The sequence below is a fragment of the Anatilimnocola aquadivae genome (assembly GCF_049819085.1).
GTDB lineage: Bacteria > Planctomycetota > Planctomycetia > Pirellulales > Pirellulaceae > Anatilimnocola.
This window is the reverse complement of sequence record NZ_CP187419.1, coordinates 170,232-182,783: the sequence shown is the minus strand read 5'-3', so window position 1 is coordinate 182,783 and position 12,552 is coordinate 170,232. Positions and strand designations below refer to the sequence as shown.

Here is a 12,552-nt window from a genome sequence, read left to right as displayed (position 1 = left end):
ATTACTCTGGCAGCAGGATAACCTACTCTGGCAGCAGGACAACCTTCGACGCTTCGTACTGAATCAGCTCGCCATCGGCACAGCGGAGCACCAGCGTGCCATAGATCCGCTGCCCGGCCCGTGCGGGATCGACGATGTGTACCACCACGCGCGTTTGTGCTGCGGCGGGCAAGGTCAGGTCGCTAACCAACCGCGACCAGACTCGCCGGCTGGGGTCATAGTCCGCGGGTCCAAAGCGAAGCTCATACGCAGGAATGCCCACGCCGGGAATCAACGGCCGGCCAGCATTCCGCTGATAGAAGATCGCTTCCTTCACGACCTTATCGGTGCCGCTGGTGTTGGTGTAGGGCATCACCTGGCCGCCGGGTCCCGAAGGATAAACGGGCAAGCGACTGTTCACGTCGGGCGTTACTACCTGCGTGGGAAACTGCACCACGGGTGAATCGACGACAGCGTCTCCCACGCGGCGACCATCGGGCATGTAGCCATCGTTCAGGCGATAACCGGAGACGGGTGCTCGGTAGGCAGGTACCACCACCGGCGTCACATACGAGCGACTCCACCAGTTGCGTTGAATCGCCAGGATCAGCAAGGTGCCAATCAGCACGCCGCCAATCAGGTAAATCCACTTTCGCTGGCCGGCGTGCCGCCAAAAGCCGTCAAACGACCTGCTGGTGGCCAGCCGATCGAACTGGGCCTGCTGGGCAGCCGGTGAAGCATTAGGAACCGATCGTTCGGGAGAAGTCGACATGGTCAGGGTCTCGCTAGTCAAAAGTGGCAACCGAAAACGCCCTCCATGCTTGATTGCCACTAGTGCAAATTAAATGCCATTCGATTTATGGCTATTTATCGGCCATTCGCTGTCCTTTCCCGACTCCCAGCGCTCCACGTTGACCGCGCTCAGGTCATGCCAGGGTCATTCGGCCCATTTCGGCCCGCCGCCGCCGATTCTCGCGAACCCGCCGGTTCCGCCCCCGCACTTTCTGTTTACAATGTCGCGTCCCCAAGGCTGGGTGGCGAAATTGGCAGACGCACAGGACTTAAAATCCTGTGGTGGGTAATCCACCGTACGGGTTCGAGCCCCGTCCCAGCTATTTTTCTGGCGGTGGCAATACGTGCGGAGAGTCCGCTTCTGAGGGCTGCAATCTGCGAGGCGGGATATCGCCCACTCCCTATTGTGGATCCTGCATCGCCGCAGTTTTTAAAGCAGGTGCTCTGAATTGGTAACCGTAGTACCGCGCGGCAAGCGCGAACGCGACCACGCAACCGGCACTTGCCAGATTCACCTTCAGTAAAGACGACGTCGCAACTCCGACGTCGTCGAGCAACCATTTGCTAATAGGTAACTCCACCATCATGACACCGAACGCCACGGTCAGGTAGCCGATGCCAATCACAATGTAAAATCGCTTCAAGAGCAGTAGGCAGATCAAGGGCACGTTGACTGCCGCTGGTAGCGCGATACAGATTTGAATCATTCGGTGGGCGGCAGCGCTTTTGGCGTCATTGAAAAACACTCGATTCACCAGTTGATCGACTCCCAGCACGCAAGCCAGAAACGTCACGTAGATCAGCAGTCCTCCCAGGCCGAACTGAGGCCGCGAGCGAACACCGCCGTCAGGTAGATCTTCATAGTTCATTTGCAAATGGAACGTGTGAGCAATCACCAAAACTGGAATCAGCGGAATCAGAAGCAATTCCAGAGTCACTACCGAAATCAGCAGAAATGGCGGCCTGAATTCCCAGGCGGATTCCCAATGCATCGTGAGCGCAGCGCAGATTACCCATGACCACGGCGCCGATACGAGTAGCCGCCAATACCAGTCGGCCGGACCGAACGCCAGCCAAGCTGCGGCCAGGACGCACTGTCCTACCGCGATACCTATAGCCCACTCGGTGGCGTCTTCATCCCAAAGCAACATTGCGATGATTGCAAAGTAGCTCGACACAATGAAGACGGGCAATCGCCAATAAATCAGATATCTAGGATCGTGAAGCATTTTGCCTCCCTGCGACCAAAGGCCTTATTCACGAACTGTTCCTGAGCATCAATCCGTGCGTGAACATGTTCCGCCAATGGGAGAGGGAGAAAGTCGTTTGTTCAACTGCGACAAACAAAGACATCCGCCGTTCGTTGCAACTTATAGCAATCGACATGCGGGTTCGAGCCCCGTGGTGGCGACTTTTCTTGTGTCGCTGCTCAGCGATTCAAAACGGGTCGATAGGGCTTTGTTGTCTGGGCGGTCTTGGTTGCCGTGAGCTGCTTTGCCAGTTCTCGATTGGCCTGAATGGCCGCGTCGCACAATTGGCGCTGCTCGGGCGAGTCGAATCCCGCTGCTTTTCGTTGCTCGTTCAAGGCAATCACTTGCTCGATGTTCGCGACTTGCAATTCCCAGAGCGTCTTACTTCGATTCGCCTCCCACCAGGCTTGGGCCTGCTGTTTCTCGCTGGGCAGCTCGCTTGTGCCGAAGCCCGGTGTTCCTCGAGGATCAGGCACATTCCAAGGAACGTAGACCTTCAATTGCCGCCCGAAGATTTGTTGGCACAAGTAACCCACGGACCGGTGATAGACGGCAGCAGACGCCAAGCTGTCTTCCGAAAAGCTGAATCGCGGATCGTCCAAATGCGCGATCAATTGTGGGAATGCCAAAATGCCGAGCTTAGTCAGCTCATCGGTCGCTTTCCAAATCGCCTCTTCGGTTGGAGCCAACTCCTTCGATCCCTTGCCTGGTGCAGTCGCCTTCGACGCCAGGTTCTCAATCAGCTGCGCAATCTGCTTGGTCTGCGCTTCCGTCGGTTCTGCGCCGTTCAGCGCACATGCCAACGAATGAACCAGGAATAACAGCGGGACTACGAGTAAGTTTGCGCAGCGCATGTTAGATCCTGTGAGAATTGTTTGCCCGAACGGCCATCGCTGAGCTCGCCTCCGTGTGGCCATCATTTTGCACTAGCTGCGAACCAAAGTCTGCTGGTGCAGAAAGCGCGTGGGTGAACCCAATACGGAAGCCTGAGACAGTTTGGGTGCGGAATTAGATGAAAATGCATTGAAAAGAAACATCGGACATACTTGACAATAGATCACGAGTGTGAGCTAATTGCGGGAAGCTCTTTTGTAATGTGGAGGTTGAGAAGCGGGCCCGGGTAACGCGGTTGGGTTACGTGGTGCGCGCGAGGCGGGACGGAGATTGGGATGGAGGAGCCTGTCCAAGAAGGGGGCAGGTTAATGGACAAAAGGAGCGAGTTGGAAAAGTTGTGGTGGAGTCGCAAGTGGTCGAGGGGCAGCAACTTCGGGCGAAAATCGGGAATGGGAGCGTGTCCAATAACCCTGACAGTTGTTGGACGTTTTGGGGTGGGGAGGGCGAGAGTGTGCCAGGCTGGGAAGTGGGAGATGGCAGAGTTCATCTCGGCGGAGCGAGATGGCGGCAGATTTCATCTCGACGGAGCGAGATGAGTACGATTTTCATCTCGGCGGAGCGAGATGACTACGGTTGGGGAGCGAGATGAGTACGGTTGGGGGAGGGGTTAGTTTTGTGGTGCGAAGAAGTCTTGCACGCGGCCACGGGCGTTGAGAAAGTGCTGAATCACGGAGTAGTGGCCACCGGAGTACCAGACAATTTCGGGCTTATCGAAGGCTTGCCAGAGCGCTTCGGTGCAGGGCTTGGGAATCACTTCATCGCTCTCGGCATTGAGCATGAGGATTCGCCGGCCGCGGCAGTTGGCCGCATGCTTGAGAATCTCGATGGGCTCGACCGCCGTGCGAAAGTCGTTCAGGCCGTAGCCCGCGTCGATCAGTTTCTGGCGTTCGCGGCGAAACTCGCGCGCTTCCCAGGCAATGCGACCCAAGTCCCCACCGGCGAGCAGCACGCAGACGTTTTTCAAGCGCGGTTCCGACGAAGCAGCCAGCGTGCCGGTGATGCCACCCAGGCTGATGCCAAAAATGCCGAGTTGTTCGCTGTCAATCTCGGGACGACTCATGAGCCAGCCGGTGGCCCGGCGAATATCGAGCACGGCTTGTGTCATGCCGGCGACGGTTTCGTCGGGATTGGCACTGATCATCCGGCGATTCACTTCCGCTGGTCGTCGCGGTCCGTAGTAAGGCATTTTCACGAACAGGGCTGCCGTGCCACGTTGGGCGAGCGAACCCGCGAACATGCGCGAGAGGGCAAAGTCGCCGCCGAGAATATGCAGCACGATTACGGCGGGCTTCTTCCCTTCGCCGCGCGGGCGATAGTACTCGCAGTGAACCGTGTTATTGCATTCAAACGGCGTGACGACCGGCGACGGGAAAGTGACGTCCCAGATATCGTGGTTCGAGAGTTCGACGTTCAGCCGTTTCATCTCGTAGCTGAAGTCGTGCTCGGCCAAACGAAACCGCTCGGCGACTTGCATTTCGGCGGCCGCTTCGGCCGGCTGAAAGCGAGCGGTTCCGCGCTCGAGGTTGGCGCTGGTCGCATCAGCCGAGAGGAGGCCGGAGATTGCCAGCAGGAAAGTAGCGGCGTTGGAGATCACAGGCAGGTTCCCGTAGGTAGACAGCATGCCGCTGGCAGTGATGCGGCAAGATGGCAGACTACCATGGGCCGGGCGACATTTCACGCGACCAGCGGATTTGCGACCGCAAAAGGGGGGTGTCCAACAATCGGGGCAATTGTTGAGCACAAGATAGCGCAACTCTCGGGTTTGCGAGCAATCTGCGTTCAACAACGAAGGCTAAAGTTGGACAAGTTGGTTGTGCCAGGAGCCATTTTTGCCGACGCCCGGGCACGCCTAGCGACTTGATCCCTACGGTTACTATTCTTACGGCTACTGGGCCTGCTGGGTTCGCGCCGCTGGCAGTGGCTCGACCTTGACCGTCTGCAGTTTGCCGCCCCGTTCGACCAACAGGTTGAAGGGGGACTCGGCCGTCGCAAGGAGAGTCGAGAAGTCGTTTCCGGTCGCGAACGACTGGCCGTTGAGCGCGTAGATTCGGTCTCGTAGTTTCATGCCAGCAACTTCCGCAGCGGAACCTGGCACGACTTGCGTGAGCAGCATCACACCGGGTTCGCCATCGTCTTCTCGCCAGGTGATGCCCACGCGAATGGGCTGACCAGCGGGAGTGACCTTGATGCTGCGGGGAGTCTCTTCGCCGGCCCGCTGCACTTCGAACGTGCATTCGCCCGCGGCGGCCAGCAACTGCAGCCGCATCGTGGGTTCGTCATTGATCGGCAGGCCATTGAACGACAGGAGTTGATCGCCCACTTTGAGACCGGCCTGTTCTGCGGGCGAGGCTGGCGTGATGGCGGTGATCGCAGCGGGGGCGTCTTTGGCGATGCGCCAGCTGACACCGAAGCGCGGCGGACCGTGACGAACGGGCTGTTCCTTTTGGATCTGTACGTCGGGCGACTCTCGCTTCGACATTTCCCGAAAAGGAGCCGCGGTCTCGGCATTGGCCAGTTCGATGAGCGTGAGGGTCATCAGCCGGCTGACTTCGCGAATCCCTTCGACGTTGAGCAGGTGGGTGTCGTCGCTGGGGCGGTGGTAGTTGTCGTGCAGGCCCGTGTGGAACATGAGCGTGGGAATGCTGCGGGCATAGAAGGGCCAGTGATCGCTGTCTTCCTTCATCTTCCAGGTGAAATCGATGTTCAGGCCGACATGCTGGTTTTGTTCGCTGACCAGGCGACGCAGGCCGGGCGCGGTGCGCGAGCCGTAGATCTCTAGCTTGTCGTTGCGGAGGCGACCGATCATGTCGGTATTGATTTTCAGCTTGATGCGGGCGAGATCGAGTGTGGGTGTGGACAGCCAGTAGCGCGAACCGATGAGCCCGGCCTCTTCGGCATCCCACAGGGCGAACAAGATGCTGCGTTTGGGTCGCTCGGGAAGTTGGTTCAGCCCTTCGGCCACTTCGAGCAAGCCCGCGACACCGCTGGCGTTGTCGTCGGCCCCATTGTGAATCAGGCCGAACGGACCATAGCTGTTGCCGGGGCGACCGTAGCCGACGTGGTCGTAGTGGGCCCCGATGATGATGACTTCGTGTTTCAGCTTTTCGTCGCTCCCTTCCATCATCCCCAGGATGTTGCGATTGGAAGCGCGAAACCCTTGATAGAAGGTTCCCTTGTCGCCGGCCGGCTGCAGCTTGAGTTCGGTGAACCGCTGCACCAGATAGTTGCCGGCTGCTTGCCCGCCGCGGCTGCCTGCCTCGCGACCTTCGAAGGTGTCGTCGGCCAGCACGTCGACGAGTTCCTTCAGTTCTTCATTGGTGATGGAGTCGGCAGCCATCAGCGCGGCTGCCTTCGCCCGGGATTCTTCACCTTGGGCAGCTAGCGGCGAAAGAAGGCCGACGCTGGAAGTCGCAGCGGCGGCGGCAAAAAAAGCTCGGGCCGCGAACCTGTACCAGTTCCCCGGAGTCTTGCGAGTGGTCATGTGTGGAAGCCTCCGTGGACGCAAAATCGTGGGTTCGACCGGCTGTGCTTATCGTATGCGAGCTTACCACCGGTGACGAATAGAGGGGTACTGATCGAAATTTCGGATAGGCAGGCACCCAGGAATGACAAATTCCCCACAGCCGGACTAACCCGCACGGCTTGCAGGAAAGGCGAAGTTCAGTAAAAATTACCCAGCAGGAATTCGCAACCCAACTTGTGCCGGCCGCATGAAAATGCGGATGTCGCTGGGGGCTGTGTTCTGCCGATAGTGTTTTTCTACCGATACTGTTCGTGCTGCTATCGCCCTGCGAGAATGTAGTAACAGACGGTTGATTGAAACTAGCTTGGCGACCCACCAGAGTCCCCGCTAGCGTTTGCACCTGGAGAGGTGGCTGAGTGGTCGAAAGCGCCGGTTTGCTAAACCGGTGTACGGGTCAAACCGTACCGCAGGTTCGAATCCTGTCCTCTCCGTTGATTTACCCAACGCCTGTCGCAAGCTGTTGCAACACAGCAACTTGCGGCAGGCGTTTTTCGTTAGTCCCAGTGACTGAGACTACTGGGACTAACTCACCGGATCGCACCCTTCCCTTGGGCGGTTTAGCTCTTCATTCGTCAGCCAAGCTTGGTCCCCTAGAGCGGGTTCATTTTGGGTCTGGCGGTTTGGTCGTGCATCACGTTTAAAAGCAGCTATGTATAACCAGCCAGCACTAGCTGCTAGCGACGCCAGACGAGACTAAAACCGCTCTAGCTTCTGCCGCCAGCGCGAATAGAACACGTGATCCATGCCGTCATCCCCTTTGATCGGCGCACCGCACCAGATGTTGTAATCCGGATCGGAGAGCTTGGCCGTCATCGGCGCGTGCTTCACCATCGCGACCAGATGCGAGCCGATCTGGTCAAGCAATTGAACATGGCGGTTAACTTGATCGAGCGGACGTCTAGCTACTTTTTGAACGCCGCGTGCTCGGAATCTCCGATCGCCAGCAGAAACGCGAGCAAGTCCAGGATTTGTTCCTTGTCCAGCGTATTCAGCTGACCGGTCGGCATGATCGACAGGGCTGATGGCAAGCGCGAATCGATCGACTCTTTCGCAATCTTGTGTTCCTTGGGAATGGGCGTCGTGGAATACAGCACAATCGTTTTCTGGTCCTCTGAAACGACGTTGCCGGAAACGATCGTGCCGTCTTCGAGAGCTAGCGAAATCGTGCGATATTTCTCCTCGATATTGCGCGAGGGTTCCAGAATCTCGTGCAGCAGGGCTTTCGCATCAGCCTTGTACTTCTTGACGACGTCTTGAAGGTTGGGGCCAACCGTGCGTGTCGGCATCATGCCGTGATGGCCATGATGATCGCCGCCGGCGTGGCCAGCCGCGAGAGAGAAATCCTTATCGCCCAGTTTGTGGCACTGCACGCACGCCAGCGTGTTGAACAGCATCTTGCCCTGGGCGTAGTTCCGTTGTTGCCCCACGTTTTTCAGGTCTGCTACCAGATCGTCGATCTTCCATTCCGTGAGTTTCTTCACCGGTTGAGGATTTTTCGCCAGGAACTCCTGGAGGTTGTTGGTGACAAACAGCGTTCCGCGCATGAGTTGGTGGTGCCCCGGGAACGAGCAGATATACGGGTACGCTCCTTCGGCCGTTGGGGCCGTGAACTCAATCGTCTCTTCCTGGCCATAGTCCACCAATTTAATCGACCAGAGAATGTCATTGCTCTTGGGAACGAAACCAACCTCAAAGCCGCCGGCACCTAGGGCGATGGCCTGCAGGCCAACTTCATCGGCTTTGCCGGGGCTTACAAGCATGATGTTGTGCGGCATGAAGTCCGCGTTGGCAAACGTGAGCCGGACTTTTTTGCCAGGCTTCACGGTCAGCTCTTTCACGTCGTACATCATCTTCTCGGGGATCGTGGCAATGCGGATGGTCGTGAGTTCGGGAGTCTCGCTGAGGATTCCGGACTTCTTCGAAACAGTTTCCAGGGAATCGGCGATCACGCCGCCGTGGATGGTCTTGTCCACATTCTCCCAGAAGTGCTTCACAGTGCTCGCCGCAATGCGTGCATGCGGCACGGGCGACTGCAACAGAACCTGATTCAGCAAGCCCTGATTCTTGACATTGTGCTGCTGGTGCAGCCACAGCGCTTCCAGCAAGTGATGCGCGTCCTCTGCCTTGGTTGGGTCGAATTGCTTGATCCATTTCTTGGTCTCCGCAATGACCTCCTTTGTGTCGCGGCCACTCAATTCGACGCGAGTCCGGTGCCGGATGCCGTCGACGGGAGACTTCAAGTTCTCGAGCAGAGCAGGGATCGGCTGCCCATGAATGGCAACCGGTTGCTGCAAGGGACGCCCCTTGGCAGTCATTCGGTAGATGCGGCCGTGCGCGTGATCGCGATTGGGATCGCGGATGTTGTGCTGCATGTGGCCGATGATCATGTTGTGCCAGTCGCTAATGTACAGCGAACCATCGGGGGCAAAGATCGCATCCGAAGGCCGGAAGTTCTTGTCGGCACTCATCATCAATCCTCGCGATTTTTCCTCTGTCTTCGTGCCGTCGGCATTCGTCTTGACGGCAACCAGTTCATCACCGGCCGGTTCGCCCCAGACATTGCCGGTCTCGGGATTTCGCTCGAGGTGATAGTGCTTGATCCCGAGAAAGCCAATCACGTTGCAGATCAGGAAGTCGCCCTGCATCGACTCGGGGAAATGCGCACTGCTGACAACTTCGCTGGCCGTCACGGGCCGGACTTCCTTTTTGAGCAATTCCTGCATTTTGAAGCCGCTCTTATCGGGGCGAACCTGAAAGGCCCGGCCCCCCGTGCCGTCGGTGGCGTATTGGTAACCCCAATTGTCGAACGCAATGCCGTGCGGATTCGGTGAATTGCCGGCATGCAATGCAATGGTGAAACGCCGCGGATCGAAGCGATACATCGCACTGGCAGACGACTGCAACGAGGGCCCCCAAGGATGCTCGTGGTTGTGCACCATGAAGACGCCGCTCTGCCAGTAAATGCCTCCGTCCGGGCCATAGATCAGATTGTTGGCACCGTGATGTGTGTCGGACGAATCGACTCCCTGCAACATCACCACTCGAACGTCGGCGACATCGTCGCCATTCGTGTCTTTAAGAAACAGGATTTCGGGAGCGCTCGTGACAATCACGCCGCCGTTCCAGAATTCGAATCCCAGCGGGTTTTGGACCTTTGCAAACTCCGTCACGCGATCGGCGCGACCGTTGTTGTCGTCATCATGCATGATGACCAGTGCATCGGTCATCGGCTTGAGCGGCTCCCAATTGGGATAGGTCGGCCAGGCCGCGACCCACAGCCGTCCCTTGGTGTCGAACTGCATTTGCACGGGATTCGCTATCTGGGGAAACATCGCCTCGTCGGCAAACAGACTCACTTCGAAACCCTTTGCGACGCCCATATACTTGATGGCTTCTTCGCCGCTGACGTAGCTCAGCGTTCCCTCCTTCACAGCGCTCGAGCTTTTGCTCTTGCCACCGACATTCGAAATGACTTCGACGGGTTGAGGGACGTTGCTGTCGTCGACGGGCACGTCTTTGCCGCTGGCAATAGCCCACAGCCGCGTGTCGCGGTTCGCTGCCATCACGTCGAGCATCGACAGTTCATGCTGCAGCACCGCGGCATTCGTCTGATCATTCGTGAAGGCCAGCTTGGAGCGCCCGCCCCAAATATCGTTGCCGTCCCGCGCGCGATAGCGATTGTTCCAAATCAATTCCTTGTCCAAAACAGCCTGCCGCAGGGGTTGCAGCGACGCCGAAGCGTTCACCGCCTTGCCGAGCAACGCATGCGCGATCAACTCTGCCAGTCGACGGTTGCCTTCGTCCGACAGATGCACGCCGTTGATGGTGAGCGGCCTGTTCGCGCTCTCAAATAGCTTCTGTGTAGGATGAAACAGATCGACGTAGCCGACTCCCGCTTCCTTGGCCGCCGCTTCCGTCGCATGCGCATAGGCTGCGAGTTGTGCGTTGTGGCCTTTGCCATCGGGCACATTCGGATTGCGTGTGTCCTCGTGCGCGATAGGACTGAATAGCACGATGCGCGGCAGGCTCTGGCCATTGGGTTTCGCGCCGCGCGTCCGCTTCACGAATTCCAGTAGTTGGGCTTTGTACTCTTCGGGCTTCCCGTCGTACGATTCGTTGTAACCAAAGAACGCCAGTACGACGTCGGCTTTCACGTGTCGCAGATATTCGGTCATCGAGGTCGCGCCGCCGCTCCGCGGATACGAGTTCGGCCGATCGCCGCTTGCACTCATATTGCGAAACCGCACTTGCTGGCCCAGTAACTCACTTTGCAGCACTGTTTCCAACCAGCCATCATGCTGCATGCGGTCGGCTAGACCGTTGCCCAGAATGGCAACGACGTCGCTCTTCTGGAACTTGAAAGGGGTCGGGTCGCGATAGTCGGCCGGCACCTCGGCCAACGCGGGTTCGGGCTTCGCGTCTTCCTCGCCACCCGCGGCGAGTTGTACTTTTCCGCCGACTGGTTGGCCGGGCTTGCCATCGTAGGAGAGATATTGCAGCTTGCCATCCTTCTTCACGTCAATTTCGAGTCCCTGCGGCGCTGCGACACCTTTCAGGGAAAACACTTCTTTGCGATCCGCATCGAGCAGGATGAGCGTGAATCCTTCGAGACGGTTCTCGAACCCGCTGCGATTCCACACGCCGACCTTGTCGATGTCTTTCGCTTCACCGAGATCCAGTTCCCACCACGGATTCTTTTCACCTGCATTGGAAGTGTGGGTCTGCCCGTTTTTTTCCCAGTTTGGATGCTTATTGCCGTCGACGGCCCGGGACGCAGCGGCGTCGCCATTCGTGCTCGACTGGGTTGCCTTGCCGGCGGCGGCGATATTACGACCCGCGCTGAACACTTCTACTTCGGCCAGCGTCAGGATGCGTTTGTCGCCTGGCAACTCAATGCGGACGAAACGGGCCGGCTTGCCAGTGATGAGCGCCGCGGCGGGCGCGGCAGCAACGGCGACCTCTTTGGCAGCTGGCGGAGCTTTCGCCGCAGTTGGAGCTGGTGGATTCTTCGTATGGTTGTTGGCAGGAATCGGACTTTCGAAACCGGCATAAGCCTCCGGTTTGATGCCACGGGCATACGCTCCGCCGCCGAACGTGTTCGGTTGAAACGGACCCACAAAGTCGATCTTGGCGTCAGATTTGATGGCGTCTTCCAGCCCCAGCGCCCAGAAGCAACCGTTCACCAGCAGCCGGCGATAACCATCATTGAGCAGATCTTCGGAAGTGCCGTAAAGCGATGTGAAGACGCGGCCAACTTTTCCCGAGGGGGACTTGTAACTCCGCGTCCACTCGGACGCCATGGGCGGCTTGGTTTCATCGACAGGCGATCCGGGCGTCATCCCGTTAAGGGGCTGCGCCATGGTCAGGATCTCGCCATCCACCGGCTTGCCGACATATCCACCGGCCTGCACCCAAACATCCTTAACGCCGCGCAATATGGGATGCGCCTGCTTGCCCTCCACGAGAGTGATCCGCGTGCTTTGCTGATGATTCTTGCCGTAGTGCCCGATCCAGGTTTGACCGAGCACCTGGTGGCCGAAGCCCCGATCGTATTCGGTACCCTTGTAGCTGGACGAGTACTTCGCGAATGGATCCAGGCCTTTGATCTGGAAGGCATGTGTCGCGGTGCGCAAGCCAACCACGGGTCCACCGCGATTCAGGCAGGCGTCGAAGTGCTTCATCTGCTCCGGCGGGAATTGCTGAAACCGCAGGAAGACAACTGCCAGGTCGGCGGTGTCCAGTGCCTCCATCCCCGGCATGTTCGAGTTGCCAGCCACGATTTCGCCGCTGTCCTTGTCGATGTTGAACAGCACGGTGCATTTGAAGCCGTGATGTTTGGCGAGAATCCGCGCCAGCGCCGGCAAGGATTCTTCGGACCGATATTCGTGGTCCCCGGCAAGAAAGACGATGTGCTTGCCTTGGCCTGGGCCCGAAGTTCCGTCAAACACGAGCGTGCCGGCCGTTGCCGACTGGCCGAACAAGTTCTGAACGATCGCTACTCCCGCTATGCACAGCAAAGTGAATGACAAAGCAATGCTCAGACAGCGTTTATATCGGCGTTGCATAGGAGGACTTTCGAAGCAAGGAGAAGTGGAATCGCAACTGGTGGGGGGA

The 12,552-nt window shown here is 58.2% G+C and carries 7 protein-coding genes and 2 tRNA genes; 2 read left to right on the top strand and 7 right to left on the bottom strand.

From position 1 onward, the window contains the following. Positions 1-22: 22 nt before the first annotated feature. Positions 23-751, bottom strand: a complete 729-nt coding sequence (locus NA78x_RS00725) for a hypothetical protein (protein WP_425616497.1) — start codon at positions 749-751, stop codon at positions 23-25. 256 nt (positions 752-1,007) lie between these two features. On the opposite strand from NA78x_RS00725, the gene NA78x_RS00720 reads away from it, so the two are divergent. Then, positions 1,008-1,094 (top strand) — tRNA-Leu (locus tag NA78x_RS00720). Between the two features lie 78 nt (positions 1,095-1,172). On the opposite strand, the gene NA78x_RS00715 is transcribed toward NA78x_RS00720, so the two are convergent. From NA78x_RS00715 to NA78x_RS00700, 4 genes are all read right to left on the bottom strand, one after another. Further along, complete coding sequence (locus NA78x_RS00715) at positions 1,173-2,000, bottom strand: hypothetical protein (RefSeq protein ID WP_425616496.1); 828 nt, start codon at positions 1,998-2,000, stop codon at positions 1,173-1,175. 200 nt (positions 2,001-2,200) lie between these two features. Next, complete coding sequence (locus NA78x_RS00710; protein WP_425616495.1) at positions 2,201-2,875, bottom strand: hypothetical protein; 675 nt, start codon at positions 2,873-2,875, stop codon at positions 2,201-2,203. A gap of 647 nt (positions 2,876-3,522) precedes the next feature. Then, a complete protein-coding gene (locus tag NA78x_RS00705) occupies positions 3,523-4,509 on the bottom strand; it encodes an alpha/beta hydrolase (RefSeq protein ID WP_425616494.1) in 987 nt (328 codons plus the stop codon). A 291-nt stretch (positions 4,510-4,800) separates the two neighbouring features. Then, positions 4,801-6,396: a M20/M25/M40 family metallo-hydrolase gene (locus tag NA78x_RS00700; RefSeq protein ID WP_425616493.1), complete on the bottom strand. Its 1,596-nt coding sequence runs from the start codon at positions 6,394-6,396 to the stop codon at positions 4,801-4,803. A gap of 384 nt (positions 6,397-6,780) precedes the next feature. Here NA78x_RS00700 and NA78x_RS00695 point away from each other — a divergent pair. After that, a tRNA-Ser gene (locus tag NA78x_RS00695) sits at positions 6,781-6,869 on the top strand. Between the two features lie 262 nt (positions 6,870-7,131). On the opposite strand, the gene NA78x_RS00690 is transcribed toward NA78x_RS00695, so the two are convergent. After that, positions 7,132-7,302 (bottom strand): hypothetical protein, encoded by a 171-nt coding sequence (locus NA78x_RS00690; protein ID WP_425616492.1) that lies wholly within the window; start codon positions 7,300-7,302, stop codon positions 7,132-7,134. 38 nt (positions 7,303-7,340) lie between these two features. Further along, positions 7,341-12,503, bottom strand: a complete 5,163-nt coding sequence (locus NA78x_RS00685) for a PVC-type heme-binding CxxCH protein (RefSeq protein ID WP_425616491.1) — start codon at positions 12,501-12,503, stop codon at positions 7,341-7,343. Positions 12,504-12,552: the final 49 nt, after the last annotated feature.

Coding starts and splice junctions, on each gene's coding strand:
- NA78x_RS00710 (WP_425616495.1), bottom strand. CDS start 2,875: ATGCGCTGCGCAAACTTACTCGTAGTCCCGCTGTTATTCCTGGTTCAT.
- NA78x_RS00715 (WP_425616496.1), bottom strand. CDS start 2,000: ATGCTTCACGATCCTAGATATCTGATTTATTGGCGATTGCCCGTCTTC.
- NA78x_RS00725 (WP_425616497.1), bottom strand. CDS start 751: ATGTCGACTTCTCCCGAACGATCGGTTCCTAATGCTTCACCGGCTGCC.
- NA78x_RS00700 (WP_425616493.1), bottom strand. CDS start 6,396: ATGACCACTCGCAAGACTCCGGGGAACTGGTACAGGTTCGCGGCCCGA.
- NA78x_RS00685 (WP_425616491.1), bottom strand. CDS start 12,503: ATGCAACGCCGATATAAACGCTGTCTGAGCATTGCTTTGTCATTCACT.